Annotated in this window: 14 protein-coding genes; 12 read left to right on the forward strand and 2 right to left on the reverse strand. The window is 38.9% G+C overall.

The window, feature by feature from the left end; genetic code table 11:
• Positions 1-18: 18 nt before the first annotated feature.
• The gene (locus QRX23_RS00530; protein WP_330155567.1) at positions 19-1,437 is read right to left on the reverse strand and encodes a hypothetical protein; all 1,419 of its coding nucleotides are present in this window, start codon (positions 1,435-1,437) and stop codon (positions 19-21) included.
• Positions 1,438-1,793: 356 nt separating this feature from the next.
• On the opposite strand from QRX23_RS00530, the gene QRX23_RS00535 reads away from it, so the two are divergent.
• Positions 1,794-2,558 (forward strand): SDR family NAD(P)-dependent oxidoreductase, encoded by a 765-nt coding sequence (locus tag QRX23_RS00535; RefSeq protein WP_330155568.1) that lies wholly within the window; start codon positions 1,794-1,796, stop codon positions 2,556-2,558.
• Between the two features lie 139 nt (positions 2,559-2,697).
• Here QRX23_RS00535 and QRX23_RS00540 read toward each other — a convergent pair whose 3' ends face one another.
• Positions 2,698-3,300 (reverse strand): TetR/AcrR family transcriptional regulator, encoded by a 603-nt coding sequence (locus QRX23_RS00540; RefSeq protein ID WP_131473962.1) that lies wholly within the window; start codon positions 3,298-3,300, stop codon positions 2,698-2,700.
• Between the two features lie 134 nt (positions 3,301-3,434).
• Between QRX23_RS00540 and QRX23_RS00545 the strand changes: the two genes are divergently transcribed.
• The 11 genes from QRX23_RS00545 (at position 3,435) to hpt (ending at position 18,975) form a co-directional block, all read left to right on the forward strand.
• The gene (locus QRX23_RS00545; RefSeq protein ID WP_330155569.1) at positions 3,435-5,954 is read left to right on the forward strand and encodes a YhgE/Pip domain-containing protein; all 2,520 of its coding nucleotides are present in this window, start codon (positions 3,435-3,437) and stop codon (positions 5,952-5,954) included.
• A 232-nt stretch (positions 5,955-6,186) separates the two neighbouring features.
• The gene (locus QRX23_RS00550; RefSeq protein ID WP_330155570.1) at positions 6,187-7,632 is read left to right on the forward strand and encodes a catalase; all 1,446 of its coding nucleotides are present in this window, start codon (positions 6,187-6,189) and stop codon (positions 7,630-7,632) included.
• A gap of 195 nt (positions 7,633-7,827) precedes the next feature.
• Positions 7,828-8,787 carry a TerC/Alx family metal homeostasis membrane protein gene (locus QRX23_RS00555; protein WP_330155571.1) on the forward strand — a complete coding sequence of 320 codons (960 nt, stop codon included), beginning with the start codon at positions 7,828-7,830 and terminating at the stop codon, positions 8,785-8,787.
• A 158-nt stretch (positions 8,788-8,945) separates the two neighbouring features.
• Positions 8,946-10,526 carry an amidase family protein gene (locus tag QRX23_RS00560; RefSeq protein WP_330155572.1) on the forward strand — a complete coding sequence of 527 codons (1,581 nt, stop codon included), beginning with the start codon at positions 8,946-8,948 and terminating at the stop codon, positions 10,524-10,526.
• A gap of 150 nt (positions 10,527-10,676) precedes the next feature.
• Positions 10,677-11,243: an aminoacyl-tRNA hydrolase gene (pth, locus tag QRX23_RS00565; RefSeq protein WP_002829147.1), complete on the forward strand. Its 567-nt coding sequence runs from the start codon at positions 10,677-10,679 to the stop codon at positions 11,241-11,243.
• A 17-nt stretch (positions 11,244-11,260) separates the two neighbouring features.
• On the forward strand, positions 11,261-14,761 hold the full coding sequence (mfd, locus tag QRX23_RS00570; RefSeq protein WP_330155573.1) for a transcription-repair coupling factor: 3,501 nt from the start codon (positions 11,261-11,263) through the stop codon (positions 14,759-14,761).
• 4 nt (positions 14,762-14,765) lie between these two features.
• On the forward strand, positions 14,766-16,364 hold the full coding sequence (locus QRX23_RS00575) for a polysaccharide biosynthesis protein (RefSeq protein WP_251939515.1): 1,599 nt from the start codon (positions 14,766-14,768) through the stop codon (positions 16,362-16,364).
• The gene (locus QRX23_RS00580) at positions 16,355-16,633 is read left to right on the forward strand and encodes an RNA-binding S4 domain-containing protein (RefSeq protein WP_330155574.1); all 279 of its coding nucleotides are present in this window, start codon (positions 16,355-16,357) and stop codon (positions 16,631-16,633) included. Before QRX23_RS00575 ends, QRX23_RS00580 begins: the two co-directional genes overlap by 10 nt.
• Positions 16,634-16,770: 137 nt before the next feature.
• Positions 16,771-17,142 carry an FtsB family cell division protein gene (locus QRX23_RS00585; RefSeq protein ID WP_330155575.1) on the forward strand — a complete coding sequence of 124 codons (372 nt, stop codon included), beginning with the start codon at positions 16,771-16,773 and terminating at the stop codon, positions 17,140-17,142.
• 155 nt (positions 17,143-17,297) lie between these two features.
• Positions 17,298-18,272 carry a tRNA lysidine(34) synthetase TilS gene (gene tilS, locus QRX23_RS00590; protein WP_330155576.1) on the forward strand — a complete coding sequence of 325 codons (975 nt, stop codon included), beginning with the start codon at positions 17,298-17,300 and terminating at the stop codon, positions 18,270-18,272.
• 106 nt (positions 18,273-18,378) lie between these two features.
• Entirely contained in the window at positions 18,379-18,975 is a 597-nt protein-coding gene (gene hpt, locus QRX23_RS00595) for a hypoxanthine phosphoribosyltransferase (RefSeq protein ID WP_251939523.1), read from the forward strand.
• The last annotated feature ends 37 nt before the right edge of the window (positions 18,976-19,012 follow it).

Raw genomic sequence — 19,012 nt, forward strand, 5'->3', positions numbered from 1 at the left:
GCCATACTGTAACACTCTCTAGTTAAAAGGTGTTGACACAGGAGAGTAGAGCTTTTCTAGGGCGCCATCACCATTTAATGAATTAAAGTATGTTTCAAAGGCTGCCCAACGATGTGGATACATGGTTTGGATAGCTTGAATATCGTATGGGTTACCCAAACTAGAAAAGACTAACTGCGTAAATTCTGCAAATCCTTCATCATTGTTAGAAGAACCATAATCAGAGACAGCATCGGCATCGGCCTTAACAGCATCTGTCCATGCTTGCGTGTGTGAATAATCATCTGAATTGGTATCATTAAATGATAAACTATGGCCAAATTCATGGGCACCAGTCATCGCAATTTGACCATTTTGAGGTAAGAAGTTCATGCGAATGGCCATCATGTCTTTGCCGGTATTAAAAGTATTTGCACTATTATTCGTTTGGAAAATATTGGTAATATATTGCCTAAATTCATATGGAATAACGGCATAAGCTTTTGCGACTTGTTCGGCTTCATCAGCTTGTGTCGTATAAACATTGATTGTTTGTTGTGGCTGTCTTGTGAGTGAATTATTTAACGTTACAGCTGTCCGGTACCCTTTTACACTGCCGTCTGTAGAATATTCAGAATAAGTTGTTTTTTTAGATTTAGATAATTTATAGGTTGTGGAATAACCAGTTGCATCGGCATTAACGCCACGATTGACTTCCGGTGAACCACCATTACTTAATACTTTGCGCAATGCAGCTGCTTGATCGCTAGCAGACTCACTAAAGAATTCATCAGTAGCAATTCCTTTCAATACACCACGCATGTGTGCTGAGCGAGAAGAAGTTGCAGATGTATAGTTGAATAGGCCAGTCTGTTCATCCTGGCTTAATGACTTAAAACCATCAGTTGTAAATACTCTGGCAACATTATCCATTGTTTGAGGATCTAGTTCCCAATAAGCTGACTTATTATGATTGATGGAAGAGATAACTGAAGTTTGACTACCATCTTGAGCTAAATAGTGATCAGTATCAGCATTTTTGATTAAGTAGACGTTTTTTTGACCATTAACTTCGCTAGCAGGAACGGATTGTAATTCCCATTGACTATCTGTAACGGTTTTATCGTTCGTTGTTTCAGAGAAACCAATTTTGCTATAACCATTACCAGTCAACAACTGTTGGTTATTGTTATTAGTCAATTGATAATGTCCTGAAGTGATGTAGTTTCCTGTCCATAAAGATTGTGAATCTGCACTAGGTTGATTGGTAAGGGCAGGGGAATTTGATTCATTGCTTAGGTAGTGATTGGATTGATAGTTTTTTAAATAGAAATTTGAAGCTAGTAAATGTGTATTGGCTAATCCTGTTGGATCGAGTAAATTCACTAATTGTGAGTTAGTGTTTGAATCTGCTTGTACCGTGGCGGCGTTTAAATATGTCAGTCCTGAATTAAGCACGATACCTCCAGATATCAAACTTAATGTAATCCCTGAATATATGAATATTTTTTTGCTAAATAAATGCATGAAAAATTCGCCTTTTTATATCATTTGAACTCAATGGGTTTTATTGTAAAATATTTTATTCACAAACGCTAATTATGAAAGATGTTAAATCGTTACTTTTTTAGGGTATTGTAAGTTGCAAAAACCGTGACAATGCGATTTCAAAGTTACAAAAAAATTACAAAAATAATTTGTGGATTTGCCAAAATAAGTAAATATATTCTTGAAAGGCGTAATATTAGCGGGCTAATTAATTAGAGAATATAATATTAGATAAGGAGGAGAACGAGAAAAAGGAGGAAATTAAAATGGGACGTTTAGCTGGCAAAGTTGCGATAATTACAGGTGCTGCACGTGGACAAGGTGCGTCTGAAGCAGAATTATTTGTGAAGGAAGGCGCAAAAGTTGTCATTACTGATATGCTTGAAGATGAAGTCAAGCAAGTAGCAGACACATTAAACGCACAATTTGGGGATGTCGCACTAGGATTTAAACAGAATGTTGCCGAAGAAACAGAGTGGCAGGAAACGATTTCAAAAACGGTTGCAAAGTTTGGCAAAGTAGATGTATTAGTCAATAATGCCGGGATTACAGGCAATACACCTAAAAAACCGGAAGGCTACGCATTGTCTGAGTATGAAAAGGTTATGGCTGTTAATGCAACAAGTAATTTCTTGGGTATAAAATATGTTGTGCCTGAGATGAAGAAAATTGGTGGTGGTTCAATTATCAATATTTCTTCACTTGCCGGTATTGTTGGTATGGGTGGCTTTAGTGGCTACTCTGCTTCCAAAGGCGCAACTCGTTTACTAACCAAGGGAGCTGCTATTAGTCTGGGTGCAGATCATATTCGGGTAAATTCTGTACACCCTGGTTTTATCGAAACACCAATGATTAGCGATTACACAGATAATGCTGATATCAAAAAAGGGATTGAAGCTAAAATTCCATTAGGTTATATGGGTAAGCCAGAAGATGTTGCTTACGCTGTGGTATTCTTAGCTTCAGATGAAGCACGGTTCGTTGATGGTGCAGAATTAATTATTGATGGCGCCCAGTCACAGAATGTTTAAAATTAAAAACTTAGGACATATGAAATAAGGTGTGTTTCAAGAGGAACATAGTTAAAGGCCGCCAATCTAACAAAATGATCAGATTGGCGGCCTTGTTATGTATCCAATGAGTAGTTATGGGTTTAACGACTTCCCATGATTAATCAAATGAAATCAAATCATGGGGTGCCATAAAACGGCTACGCATTAAAATGTCAGCTAGTTCTTCAGGTGATTCTGGATTTTCTTTGTCGATCCAGTGCCGAACGATATTTAAAATGCTGTTAATTGCAATTTCCTTAGTGTAATCGATGGGGATTGCAGCGGAAAAATGGCCAGCATTTTTTTCAAGTTGCATAGTAAAAAGATGATCAACAACGTCTTTTATCTGTGAAAAAAATTGGGGATCACCATTTGCTGAAAATAATGCATGCATGGTTTCACGTTCACCATCTACATATTCAAGTGCTTGATTAAATACACGATAAGTTGCCCCAGACCTATCATGAGTTGAATCATTACTTAATGGTTCTTTGAGATTATCTTTCAAAGCATTTGTAATGTTCATGATCAATTCGTCTTCTATTTTCGACAGTAATTCATATTTATCCGTATAATGTACGTAAAATGTCCCACGACTAACCTGGGCATCACGTGTGATGTCAGATACCGTGATATTGGTAAAACCCTTTGTTTCAATCAACTGGATAAACGACTTTTTGATATTTTGTTGCGTTCTTGCGTTACGTTCTGCTTGTCTCATAATTTATGCTCCATTTATTAAACAACGTGTTAAAAATTGTCTATTGCACTAACTCCCTAATAGCATTAATATAATGCACATAGATAAATTATTCAACAAGTTGTTCAATAATTTTTTCAGGAGGAGAGTGTACAATGCTAAAATCAGAGTGGCAGTGGCTAAAAGGTCATAAATTTTATATGTTAGTCATTTTTGTATTGTTTTTTGTACCATCTATATATGCAGTTACCTTTTTAGGATCATTGTGGAATCCTTATGGTGAGGTGAGTAAGTTACCAGTAGCAGTGGTTAACAAGGATCAGGCAGTTACTTACCAGGGTAAGAAGCTAAGGGTTGGTCATGATTTAAAAAATGAATTAGAGAAATCTGATGCGATGAATTTTAAATTCCCATCACAAAAGGCTGCTAAAAAAGGTTTGGCGGACGGCAAATACTATACCGTCATTACGATTCCAAAGAATTTTTCAGCAAATGCAACGACATTGTTAGACAAAAAGCCCAAGCAAATGAAGCTAAAGTATGAAACAAGTTCGGGTCATAGCTTCATTGCGGGTAAATTATCTGAATCAGGTGCAAAACAAATTGGTAATCAAATTTCTGGGAAAGTCACTAAGATATATACCAAGACGATTTTTAAAGAAATGCAACAAGCAGGTGCTGGTATGACGAAGGCAGGTGCAGCCAATAAAAAACTGGCGGATGGTGCTGATACCCTAAAATCAGGTAGCGATCAAGTCACTACTAATCTTGAAAAATTAGCAGCTAGTTCGTTGACTTTTGAAGATGGTGCCCAAACATTAACTCAGGGATTAGGACAATATACGACTGCCGTTGGTACAGCTAGTGATGGCAGTGCACAATTAGCCAGCGGATTGAATCGGATGAATCAGCAAGCACCGACACTGATTAATGGTATTGATCAATTACGTCAGGGTACGCAACAATACACTGCTGCCGTTGGTACAGCAGCAAATGGTAGCCAGACATTGTCAACAGGATTAAATCAGTTAAATCAGCAAATACCGACTTTTGCTAATGGTGTCACGAAGCTTAATGATGGCTTATCACAGTTGAATAAAGAAATGGTTGATAATGATGTGAAGGGCAACCTGACGAAAGTACAAAAAGAGGTTGCGGCATTATCTAGTGTCGTGGATGACACGAAAACAGCATTACCAGACAATCAAACCATTAACAATCAATTCAACACACTACAATCAGATTTAAAGGCTTTGGCGAAGGCTAATGCAGCTGATAAGGATGCACTTTCTAATAATGTGAATGCCGCTATGCAAGAAGCCGGGATCAACATTACTGCAGCACAAAAGGCAAAATTTGTTCAAGCATTGGCAAGCAAACAAAGTGACACCCAAACTGCCCAAGTATTGGCAACAATGACTGAACATGCAGCAGCGCTACAGTCAAATGTGACGCAATTGGAACAGGTTGCGCAGAAACATCAAGCAACTTTGACAGAATTAGCACAAACGGCCAATAATACAGATTTGCATCAGGTTAATAATCAATTAATTGAAATGGAAAAGTTACCTGACGCAGTTTCGCAGTTAGCAGCTGGTTCACAACAACTCAATGACAAAGTGCCCACTGTGCAAAAAGCAGTTGGACAGTTAGCGGGTGGTGCCCAAACATTAAGTAGTGGTTTGCAAACGCTGCAGGGAAAGTCAGCAACGTTAAATAATGGTGTTGCAACTTTGCAATCTGGTGCTCAGACATTAAGTGGTGGTGTTAGCCAACTTTCTAACGGGGCGCAAACACTAAATAATGGGTTGCAGACCTTATCTGGTATGAGTGGTCAGTTAAATAGTGGCGCTAATCAACTTGCTAGTGGTGCTGGACAAATTAGCAATGGCTCTGGGCAATTAGCTAGCGCAGCCAAACAAATGGGACCAGCATTATCAGAAATGAATGCTGGTAATACCACACTTGCTACACAATTAAGCAAGGCTGGTGCACAGGCTGATCAATTAAAGGGTACAAAGGGTACACTCAAGCAGATGGCAACACCAACGACGGTATCTCATACAGAAAAGGATCGAGTACCTAATAACGGGACTGGTATGATTCCATATATGTTCTCTGTTGGTATGTTTGTTGGGATGATGGCACTTAACCTTATGCTGGATATGGTTTCACCACGAGGGAAAGTATCGTCACTTGGTGCCTGGTTTGGATCAAAGATGTTCATTCTCTTTGCTATTGCTACGATGACAGCATTGACACTTTATGCGTTAAGCGACTGGGTCCTCGGCATGAATCCTGTTAATCCGGGACAGACATTACTATTTATGCTGTTGACCAGCTATGTTGATGCAGCATTAGTTACAGCAATTTACATGTGGTTTGGCAAAGCGGGGGCTTTTGTTTCGATGGTGCTACTCGTCTTACAACTTAGTGTCGCAGCTGGAACCTATCCAATAGAACTTTCAAATAAGTTCTATCAGTGGTTGCACCCGCTTGTACCTATGACTTATTCAGTGAGTGGGTTGCGTGAGACAATCATGATTGGTGGTTCAATAGCAACAGAAGTGGTGGTGTTAGCCAGTGTGGGTATTGTGTCGATTTTGGCAATGTTTATCTACTTTGTTGTTCATCTGCACAATTTTCGTGTCCTTAAAGGCATGCAAGCAGATTAATTAGGATAAAGACTTTTAGTTAGATTTTAGAGCCGGTCAGAAAAGTTTATGTACTTTTCTGACCGGCTTTATTTTTTAATAAAAATAGCACAGTTAATAAGCTTGTTATATAAATCACATTAATATAAAAAACCAGTATATTTGCATAATAATAGATTGACAGTATAATTAATTGTATAGATTTATATAATCTATATTTTGGTTGACAGATGAATTATGAATGGGGGAAATAATGACCAATAAATTAACAACACAAGCAGGACAGCCATGGGCTACTAATCAACACAGTTTAACAGCAGGAGAACGGGGTCCTGTCCTGATGCAGGACTACCAATTATTGGAAAAGTTAGCGCACTTTGATCGCGAACGTATTCCTGAGCGTGTCGTTCACGCAAAAGGTGCTGGAGCTAAAGGTGTATTTAAATTGACCCATGATATGAGTCAATTTACTAAAGCCAATTTGTTCAATGGGGAGAACAAAGAGACACCACTTGCTGTTCGATTTTCATCAGTAGCAGGCGAATCTGGATATCCAGATACTATTCGTGATGTGCATGGGTTCTCAGTGAAATTTTATACAGAAGAAGGTAATTACGATATTGTTGGTAACAACACACCAGTCTTTTTTATCAATGACCCATTAAAGTTTCCGGATTTTATCCATTCACAAAAACGTGATCCGCGAACTCACAAACGTGATGTCAACATGCAGTTTGACTTCTGGGCACATTCACCAGAATCAATTCACCAAGTGACCTATTTAATGGGTGATCGTGGTAATCCAACCAGTTTTCGTACGATGAATGGTTATGGGAGTCACACATACAAATGGGTGAATGCTGAGGGTGAACAATTTTGGGTAAAATATCACTTTATTAGCAACCAAGGTGTGTCAAATATGTCTAATGAGCTTGCTGCTAAATTAGCGAGTGAAGATACCGACTATCTACAGAATGAAATGTTTAATGCCATTGAGGATGGTGACTACCCTTCATGGACACTTTCGGTACAGATTATTCCTTATCAAGAAGGTCTTGATTATAAGTATGATATTTTTGATGTAACGAAAACAGTGTCGCACAAGGATTACCCACTTCACGAAGTTGGTGTCATGACATTGAATGCTAATCCTGACAATTACTTTGAAGACGTTGAGGAAATTGCGTTTTCACCTGCTAACTTAGTACCAGGTATTGAACCTTCAATGGATAAATTATTACAAGGACGTTTGTTCTCATACAAGAATGCGGCTCGTTATCGTTTAGGTGCTAATTTTGAACAATTAAAAGCTAATCGCCCTCGTCACGAGGTTCATAATTATGCACGTGACGGATTTATGGCGCAAAACCAAGATGGTAGTGTTAATTATGAACCAAATAATCAAGGTGGTCCGGTTGAGAATCCACATGCAGCAATAACAGGTGATATGTTCCAGGGTATGACGGGAGCCTTTAAACCTTATGATACAGATTATTATTCAGCTGCTGGCCGTTTGTATAACATTATGTCCGAAGATGAGAAACAACGTTTAGTAGAGACATTTAAGAGTAACTTGGGTACGATTGATAGTCTTGAAAATAAGCAGTTGATGGTACAACAAATGGCTCGCGCTGATATAGATTATGGTAAACGTGTGGCCGAAGCCATTGGCGTCAACATTGATGATATAGATATTTAATTTATTTTAACCATGAGTCCGGTTCTAATCTTTTAGAATACGTTTAAGGGCATTAATCCTAAATTTGGTGGATTGATGCCTTTTTTAAGCTTAATTAGTCTATGAATGGACAACATACGAACAATCCTGATACAATTGTCTGCTAGGATGGTCTGGTAGGTAGTTGTATTGATATAAAAAAAGGAAGCGTACTTAATGGAAGTTAGTATATGGGTTTGGATTGGATTTTTTCTATTTGTTATTGCAATGTTGGCGTTAGATCTAGGGGTTTTGAATAAAAAAGAAGAAGTGCCAACATTTAAGAAATCTCTTTTGCAGACAGCAATGTGGATTGTGTTAGCTTTTATTTTTGCGGCAGGTATTTGGTATTTCGAGGGAAGTGGCCATGCCATCGATTTTGTTACTGGTTATTTGCTAGAGGAATCGCTAAGTATGGATAATTTATTTATCTTTATCTTAGTTTTTGGATTCTTTGGTATTGAGGCACGTTACCAGCATAGAGTGTTGTTCTGGGGAATATTTGGGGCAATTGTGATGCGAGTGCTTTTTATTCTGGGGGGTGCAGCATTGTTGCACAAGTTCGAATGGTTAATGTACCTCTTTGGTATTTTCCTAGTTTATACCGGAATAAATATGTTATTCGATAAAGGCAAGGATAAAGATTTAAATGATAGCAAAATGATCCAAGGTTTGCGAAAAATCTTGCCAGTTAAGGATGATGTTAGCAAACCACATTTTATGGTGAAAGAAAATGGTAAATGGTTTGTGACGCCTTTTCTAATTGCTTTAATTTTTATTGAATTTTCGGATATTTTATTCGCAGTTGATTCAATTCCCGCTGTGCTAGCAGTTACGCAAGATACGTTTATTGTTGTGACTTCAAACATTTTTGCAGTTTTGGGACTAAGATCGTTATTCTTTGCTTTATCAAAGCTATTACCAATGTTTCGGTACATCAAATATGCTTTGGCACTCATCTTAGCCTTTATTGGTGCGAAAATGTTGATTAATGAAGCAGGCAAGATGATGGACTGGCAGTTTGAGATAACAAATATTGCTTCACTCATTGTGATTATTAGTTTGCTTGCGATTGCCATTATTGCATCAATTGCACGAACCCGTTGGGAAGATGCACATGGGACACAAATGAAATAACTGATGAAAAGCGTATCTTTCTAGGTACGCTTTTTATAATTTCTCATTGATAGAATATATATGACAGGTAGCGTAAAATAATAGTAGATATCGTTGTTAAAAATCCAGTAATCATGTGTCATGTGCATGATAAAAGCTTGAGCTTTGGGGGGCGTAAAGTGAATCGGGAACAGAAGATAAAAATTGGGGCTGCTTTAGCATTACTAGCAGGGGGAATTGGCTACTTTTCGCGGCAATTAATTGTCCACGCAAATGGGAAGACGTTACAGCATAAGCATGCAAAAGACTATGGAATGACATATTTTGAATACCAGCATGCTTCTGCAAGTGATTTAGCACAATTAATTCGTAGTGGTCAGGTAACCAGTCAACAACTAATTAAGCATGCAGTCGCACGAATCAAAGCAGACAATCCACAGTTAAATGCAGTCATTAGTTTACGTGAATCCGCTGCTTTGCGAGAAGCGGATAAGTTGACAGATACTGGTCAGCCTTTCTATGGGGTGCCTATTTTAATAAAGGGATTAGGACAACAACTTAAGGGAGAATTTAATACTAGAGGTCTAAAGAACTTAAAGAAGCAGAAAGCGATAGAAACGAGTGATTTTGTAAAGCAACTACAAGCACTTGGATTCATTATTATTGGTCAAACAAACTATCCAGAATTAGGTTTGATTAATATCACCGTTTCAAAGTTAAATGGTGTGGCACATAATCCTTGGCGATTAAATCGTAATACTGGTGGTTCATCAGGAGGAGCAGTAGCTAGTGTCGCTGCAGATTTTGTACCCATAGCGACAGGAAATGATGCAGGGGGTTCTTTGCGTATTCCAGCATCATTTACCGGTGTGATTGGTTTAAAGCCCACGCAAGGTGCTATTACTGGGGATGATACGATTCCTTCATCGGTTAACTTTGCTAATGCACGATATATTTCTGATTTACAGACTTATTTTATGGGGATGAAGAATATAGAACACCCTGATCTGATAAAAGATGCACCAGCTGACTTGAAACAGATGACAATTGCTTATTCTGTAAAGTCCCCAGTAGGAACTAAAGTTAGTAAAGATGCTATCAGAGCAGTTAAACAAGTAGTTAAGTTCTTACGGAATCAGGGTTATACCGTAGTAAAGAAAGACGCACCGGTTGATGGTGAAAAGTTGATGAAAATGTACTATACAGCATCAACCGCAACGGGCACTGACGCAAATAAAAAAATTGAAGCTGAAACTGGGAAACTAATGAAGTTTCGTGATGTTTCGCCAATGACATGGGCCCTCTATCAGGCGGATAAAAAACAGACAAAAGAGAGTGATCAATTTGTTGCTGATGAGATGGCTGAAGTTGATCGACAGATGACGGCATTCCATAAAGACTATCCAATTTATTTAACACCAACGACTGCGACAGTGGCACCTAAGAATAGTGATCCAGCTTATTTACCAAAATATGTTAAGCGACTAAAGCATATTCAAAAATTAAGCCATGAGGATCAGATTCAATTAATTTACGATGCGTGGCTACATGGTCTATCGAAAACACCATTCACACAATTAGCCAATATATCTGGCGAACCGGCGCTAAGCTTACCAACATATGTTACAAAGCGTGGCTTGCCAATAGGTGTGCAATTGCAGGCGGCTAAAGGACAAGATCAAATGTTGTTACAATTAGGAAAAGTATTCCAAGATAGTGGTCAGTTGCAATCACTTGATGACTATCAGGCTAAAAAATAAAAGACTTAGGACTATTAAATCAGGATAATTTGGTTTAGAATTTATAATCATTAAGAGAATTAATACAAGTAAATAATGCACAAGGGTGGGGGCTAATCGGTCTCGACCCATTTCGTGCGTTAATGACATAAAAAGTGAGGCAGAAGAAAAATGAAAATGATTGTTGGCTTGGGAAATATTGGTAAAGAATATGATCAAACTCGCCACAATGTTGGGTTTATGACAGTGGATGCATTAGCAGATAAGTACCAAGCCACATTTAAACAAGACGGCGCCCATCATGCTTTTGTAGCTGATGTACGCATCAATAATGAAAAAGTCTTGTTAGTTAAACCAACAACTTATATGAATGATTCAGGGCAAGCAGTGCGCCCACTAGTTGATTATTACAAGCTAGACCTAGCAGACTTACTCGTTGTGCAGGATGATATGGATATGGATCTTGGCCGACTACGTTTACGACAGAAAGGTTCTGCTGGCGGTCATAATGGTATTAAAAGCATTGCTAATCAATTAGGCACACAAAAGTTTAATCGTTTGAAATTTGGTATTGGCCATCCAGCACATGTTCATCAAGCAGTTGTCGATTATGTATTAGGACGATTTGGAAAGGACGAACAACCTGACTTACTGGCGGGATTAGATAAAGCAGTCGAAATTTTCGAAGACTTTGCTGCCGGTAAAGACATGCCAATGCTGATGAATCAGTTTAATTAAAGGGATAAAAATATATTATGCAACTAACTGAACTTTTACAACAGGATAAAGCTTTACAGGAGTTAGCTACTGGGTTGACTAAGGGCGGTCGTCATTTGATGACGGGAATTTCTGGCACTGCCCGTACGGTTTATTTAGCAGCGTTACAGCAACGAACTCAGCAACCAATGGTGATTGTGTCAGATAGTCAATTTCATGCCGATCAATTAGCGGAAGATTTACAAGCTTTGTTGGGTAACGAACACGTTGCGGTTTTTCCTGCTGAAGAAAGTTTAGCAGCTGAAATGGCAGTGACATCGTTAGACACTCGTTTGGCGCGTGTTAGTGCTTTGCACCTATTATTAACGGATCCACAAGCTGTTGTAGTAACTGGTATTGCGGGGGCACAACGTTATTTGCCACCTGTTAAAAAGTTTCAGCAAGCACAATTGACGATTGATTTTGATCATGAGTATGAGTTAAAAGACTTAGAAATAAAATTACATCAAATGGGTTATCACCGAAATACCACGGTCGAACAACCTGGTGAATTTGCAATTCGTGGCTCAATTGTTGATGTATACCCATTGGATGCAGACTATCCGGTTAGATTAGATTTTTTTGATACTGAACTGGATTCAATGCGGTCATTTGATGCGGAAAATCAGCGTAGTATTGAAAATATTGATTCATTGACCATTTTGCCAGCAACTGACTTAGTTTTGAGTGACGATGATCGTCAAAAAGCAAAAACACAACTTGAGTTGGCAATGACGAAACAACGCGACCAATTGGCTGGTGCAGAGAAACGGCATTTGACTGAAGCAATAACACCATTACTGACAACACTAGCAGATGGACAAATTTTGCCAGAAATGCGGGCATATTTACATATGCTGTATCCAGATGCTGCCAGTCTTTTTGACTATTTGCCAGTAAATGGCATTGTGGTATTCGATGATTATCCACGTGCCATTGAAAATGCTGCGCAAATGCGATTAGATGACACAAACTGGTGGGCTGAGAAACTTGATAAGCAACAAGTTTTGACAACGGCAGATTTTGGCTGGTCTTTGACTGATCAAGCACGTGATATCCAACAAGCAAGCTTAATTTTCTCGCCACTACAACGAGGAATTGGGCAATTACGGCAAACTAGCTTAACTAATGTGACATTACGTCCAACACAACAATTTTTTGGTCAGATGCCTTTGCTGAAAGGTGAAGTGACACGTTGGCAAAAACAAAATATGACCGTAATCTTTTTGACTAATTCAGATGATCGACAAGTTAAATTGGTTCAAACCTTAAATGACTTTGGTATTAAAGTAAACCAAGTGCCTGTTGACGGGTTAGCAACTGGTCGTACGCAGTCAGCAACACTACCATTAAGTGCGGGATTTGAGTTGCCAATGCAAAAATTAGTGGTGTTAACCGAAAAAGAGTTGTTTCAACAAGTTCGTAAACGGGCACCAAAACGTCAAACACTGTCAAATGCGGAGCGTATTAAGAGCTATAATGAGCTGAAACCTGGCGATTACGTTGTGCATGTCAATCATGGGATTGGTATCTATGAAGGCATGCAAACAATTGAAAATCGGGGTGTTAAGCAAGACTATATTACGATAGCTTATCAAAAGGGAGATAAGTTATTTATTCCAGTAACACAGCTTGATTTGGTACAAAAATACGTCGGTGCGGCTGAAAAAGCTCCCAGAATCAATAAAATGGGGGGCACTGAATGGCAACGCGCAAAGGCAAAAGTTGCCAAGAAGGTTGAGGACATTGCAGATGATCTCTTGGCTTTGTATGCGGAACGTGAAATTAAACAAGGCTACGCTTTTGCACCAGATGATGAGGAAATGCGTCATTTTGAAGAGGCGTTTCCTTACCCTGAAACACCAGACCAAATTCGTTCGGTTAAAGAAATTAAGGCTGACATGGAAAAGCCCCGCCCAATGGATCGATTACTGGTGGGTGATGTTGGTTTTGGTAAAACTGAAGTTGCCATGCGGGCGGCGTTTAAAGCAGCTCATGAGGGTAAACAAGTGGCTATGCTGGTACCGACAACTATTTTGGCACAGCAACATTACGACTCATTCCTTAACCGTTTTGAAGGAACCAATTTAAAGATTGCTTGGATGTCGCGTTTTCAAACAAAGAAACAAATGACAGAAATCAAGACTGGTTTAAAGAATCATACAATCGATATTATTATTGGTACACACAGCTTATTAGCTAAAGATGTGGCGTTCGGTGATTTAGGTTTATTGATCATTGATGAAGAACAACGTTTTGGGGTAAAGCATAAGGAACGGCTAAAAAGCTTGCAAACAAATGTGGATGTATTAACGCTGACGGCGACGCCAATTCCACGTACGCTGAATATGGCAATGGTTGGTGTACGTGATCTATCAGTGATTGAAACGCCGCCAGCTAATCGTTATCCAATTCAAACGTATGTAATGGAACAAAACGGACGTGTCATTGCCAATGCGATTGAGCGTGAAATGGCACGTGGCGGTCAAACTTTCTATCTACATAATCGCGTGGCTGATATTGAAAAAGTTGCGGGGATGATTCAAGGTTTAGTTCCTGAAGCACAGGTTGCCTATATCCATGGCCAAATGACTGAAACACAAATGGAAGGAATTTTAGTTGACTTTATCAATGGCGAATATGATGTTTTAGTTACCACAACAATTATTGAAACTGGGGTAGACATTCCAAATGCTAATACATTGTTTGTTGAAAATGCAGACTATATGGGATTAGCGCAATTGTACCAGTTACGAGGTCGCGTGGGTCGTTCAAATAACGTCGCTTATGCATACTTTACCTATCCAGGTACGCGTTCGCTTAATGAAGAAAGTGAAAAGCGATTAACGGCTATTCGTGATTTTACTGAGCTAGGTTCTGGCTTTAAAATTGCCATGAGAGATTTGTCGATTCGTGGTGCAGGAGACTTGCTGGGTCAATCACAGCATGGATTTATTAATGCTGTTGGGTATGATTTATATACTCAAATGTTACAAGAGGCAGTTGCTGCTAAACAGGGTAAAAAACAAAAACGTTTTGATTCAGAATTAGACTTACAGGTCGAAGCCTACTTGCCAGCTGACTACGTGGCAGATGGTCCACAAAAAATTGACTTATATCAACGTATTCGTAAAGCAACTAAGGCTGAGCAATTTGCTGAAATTACAGATGATTTAGTTGACCGATTTGGTGATATACCAGCAGCTACCAATCGTTTATTAACAGTCTCACAGTTAAAAGCAATTGCTGATCAAGTGGGGGTTGCCCAGATTAAGCGAACAGTTAATCAACCGACGATTATAACCATTCGTTTTGATAAGCAAGCTAAGATAACCCGTGAGCAAGTCCAACAAGCGATGGCTGACACGAAAACTCGTGGTCAGATTAAAGTGAATGATCCTGTACTATTTGCGATGGCTATTCAGCCAAAGCAAACGGATGATGAGTGGCTGCAAAATTTGATAAAGTTTTTGTCAGCATTATTGCCAAAAAAGGACTAGGAATATGAGTAAAAGTAGTCAAAATTTAATGGCCGGTGCTGGTATTCTGACATTGGCAGGTATTATTGCCAAAATTCTTAGTGCGGTTTATCGCATTCCTTTTCAAAATCTAGTTGGTAATACAGGTTTTTATGTATACCAACAAGTTTATCCGATATATGGCATTGGCGTGGTATTAGCTTTAAGCGGGTGGCCATTATTTATTTCAAAAATCATTACGGAACAGACTGATAACGAACGTAAGCAGTTGGTTGCGCGACGCTTGTTTTGGTTGCTCTTTATCATCAGTTTCTTTTTATTCATATTTGTTTATGGTGGTGCTCCTTTGATAGCAACTGGGATGGGAAATGATTTGAAACTGATTCCTGTGATCAGAGCGGTTGCTTGGATGTTTTGGTTCATGCCATTTTTGGCAGTTGGTCGTGGTTTTGCGCAAGGTCAATTGAATATGGTACCGACGGCTATTTCGCAGGTGATTGAACAAATAGTTCGTGTTGGCATTATTATTGGTGTTGCTTGGTGGGGTGTTCATGCAGGGTGGTCTGTTTATAAGATTGGTTCTTGGGCGACTGCAGCAGCTGCATTTGCAGCAATGCTAGCTACTTTATACATTAGTCGTACGATTAAATTAGTCTGGCAAACACCAATTACTAAGCCTGTAAAAAAAGAGCGTGCACTCGGATGGATCCGCATTTTTCAGCGCCTATGGTCGGAGGGTAATCTTTTGGCCATGCTAACCGGTCTGCTAGTTTTGTTACAGTTGGTTGATTCATTTTCGACAAAAGGGCTACTAGAAGTCAACGGCATGAGCTCACAGGCTGCCGAGTATGCGAAAGGTGTATACGATCGCGGGCAACCATTGGTTCAATTGGGGATGGTTCTAGCGACAGCAGTTAGTACCTCTTTACTACCAGTATTGCGTTCTCATGCCGTTCGAAAAGAAGACGGGGCCTTTATACATGACTTTCAAATGATGCTGCGGCTATCATTGATCCTATCAAGTGTCGCTACAGTTGGTTTAATAGCGGTTATGCCAGCAGCTAACCAAGTGCTGTTTAGCACGCGAGAGGGTAGTCAGGCGTTAATGATTTTTGTTCTAACGATTATTCCAGCAACCTTAATTTTGATTATCACGAGTGTTTTACAGAGTTTAGATTATACACGTGGTGTTAGCTGGTTTGTATTGTTGACGATGATTGTTAAGTATATTTTGAATATGATTTTTATTCCACAATGGGGCATTGTGGGTGCATCTCTGGCAACTTTATTAGGCTTAGTACCAATGTTATATTTTGTCTTACATCGTTTACCGAAAAAATTACGACGCCAATGGCACAGCCAAAATTGGTGGTACAAGTTAGTGACAACATTGCTGGTCGTTTTACTAACCGCTGGATTATGGGGTTGGGCAAGTGATAAATTAATTGGATCATCTCGACTAGCTAGTTTATTTTCGCTGATTACTTCAGCGTTAATTGGTATAATTATGTTTATAGTGATGATTTGGCGTTTACGTCTATTGTCAAAAGAAGAGTGGTATGCACTACCAAAAGGGTACAAGCTCTACCACTTCTTAGAACGGAAGGAAAATTCATGCGATTAGATAAATATTTAAAGGTATCACGCTTGATTAAGCGACGCTCAGTAGCAAAAGATATTTCAGACCAGGGGCGTATTGATATTAATGGTAAAACTGCAAAATCATCTAGTGATGTTAAAACCGGTGACGAATTAACAATTCGTTTTGGTAATAAAACATCAGTTATTGCAGTGGAACGCATTGTTGAGACAACAAAAAAGAACGAAGCTGAGCACATGTACAGTATTGTTTCAGAGTCGTATGCACAAGATTTTGATGCTGACGTAAAATAAAATAACGCTCTGTTATTTTTTTATATGAAAATGTTAAGAAATGATAATGAGAGTTAGAAAAATTTAATTCCTGCGGTAAAGTTAAGGTAATTAGACTACAAGTAGATTTAGGTGAACGACCGGAGAGGTGATTAGTGATGCGTAGAACAACTGAACAATCAAATATACGGCCACTAAATGCTGCCGGTAAGCATCATATAGCGATTGAAGCACAACAAGCAAAATATGCGCGCTATATTCATTTACGTCGCCGTTTTCTTTTAGGTGTTTTTATGATCATCGTAGCGGTTGTGGCTATGGTAAATTTTCATAAACAATATGTAAAATATACCACTACCTCAGCCGGGTTAACTGAGACTAGCAAGACATTATCAACTGCAAAGGCATCACATTCAGACTTAAAACAAGAAGTAAAAGATTTGGGTGATAATAGCTATTTGGAAAAATTGGTTCGTGAGAAATACATGTATACAAAAAATGGTGAAACTGTTTTTAATATTCCAGATTAGCAATTAACAAACTAACTAATAAAAGCCAGGACAAAACGTCCTGGCTTTTATTGTCTGAAAATAACCATAGACCCCGGATTCAAACCGCATTTTGTCACACTCTGTCTTTTTAGCATATAATAAAGTTAGTCCAAAAAAGGAGTAAGTGTATAGGAATGCAACCTAGAGTTTTACGAGCTAACTTAATTCGCCATCTTCGTGAACAGCAGTTGTTTGATGCCACCGATCATGTATTGGTCGCTGTATCAGGCGGGCAAGATTCATTACGATTATTAAGATGGCTAACTGCAGGTGATTTGCCGACAGACCTGCAACCACAAGTTAGTGCTATCTACATTAATCATCAACTGCGTTCTGATGCGCAACAGGAAGAAGAATTAGTCAGGAAAGTGTTTGCACATACGCCACACTTACAATCAGCAACCATACGAAAGTTGGATTGGTCAGAAGTACCCACCGTTTCAGTAGAAGAAAAGGCACGCGAAAAACGGTATGGCGTGATGTTTTCGGTTGCTGAGCAAGTCGGTGCAAACAGTATTGTGACCGCGCATCACCGAAATGATCAAGTCGAGACAATTTTATATAAATTAGCGCGCGGCAGTCGGTTAGAGCAGTTAACTGGGATGCCAGAAAAACAAACGCTTACCAATGGGCTGAAGCTTGTACGACCATTTTTAAGTCTTTCTAAGCTAGAATTGAAGGATTTAATTAAGGAACCTGTGCAAGAATGGATTGACGATTATACAAATGATGATCAGCAATATGCACGTAATCGACTGAGAAATGCGGTTATTCCTGACCTACAGTACATAAATAAACAAGCTGTGGCTCACATCATTGATTTTGCTGACCAATTAACAGCTTTACAGGCACTAGCGAATCCACAAATTAAGCAATATGTGGCAGCGTTAGAAGCAGGTGTATTAGATTGGGAATTACCAACGGAACAATTACTACTAGTCCTACAACAATGGTTACAAAAACAAGAAGTGTTTGACGTTAAAGATCGACAGTTGCGACAGACCATTCAACTAATGAGAAATCAAAATGTCGCTACTGGCAGTATTCAGTTAAATGACTATAAACAGCTCATAAGGGATCATCAATGGTTAAGATTGGTGAAAAGTTAAAACTTTTTCAGTTCTTTTAGTTATTGACTAAACATTTGGGGTTAAACATGGTATTCTTAAATCTATGTAACAGTAGGGGAATTAAGATTTAGGAGATTAACAAAACATGAACCAGCCGGACATGAATAATGATATCGAACGGGTATTGTATAGCGAGGCAGATATTGCAAAAGCTGCCAAACGAGTTGGCGAACAATTAGCTGCTGACTATCAAGGACGGACACCAATTATTCTATCAGTACTGAAGGGTGCTGTCTTGTGGACAGTTGATGTGATGCGTCATATGCAATATGCAGAAGTCGAGTTTATCGATGTTTCTAGTTATAATGGTGGCATTTCATCATCAGGTAATGTGGATTTGGTAACAGATTTACAGACTGATATTAATGGACGTGACATTATTATTATGGAAGATATTGTTGATACAGGTCGGTCGCTGAAGTTCATGATTGAGTTATTAAAGAGTCGTGGTGCAAAATCAGTAAAAACGGCTAGTCTATTGGATAAAAAAGATGGACGAGTTGTCGAAGCAACTGTTGATTATGTTGGCTTTGACGTACCAAAGGCCTTTGTGGTAGGGTATGGACTGGATTACAAACAGTTATACCGTAATCTACCATATGTAGGGGTTTTGAAGCGTGAAGTTTATGATCCACAACATGCTGATATTGTTGACACGGTGGATATCACACCAAATCACTAATTTAAACTGAAAAATTAATTAGTAAGATCGTACATAA

Origin of the sequence: Weissella paramesenteroides (genome assembly GCF_036327715.1) — a bacterium.
Lineage (GTDB): Bacteria > Bacillota > Bacilli > Lactobacillales > Lactobacillaceae > Weissella > Weissella paramesenteroides.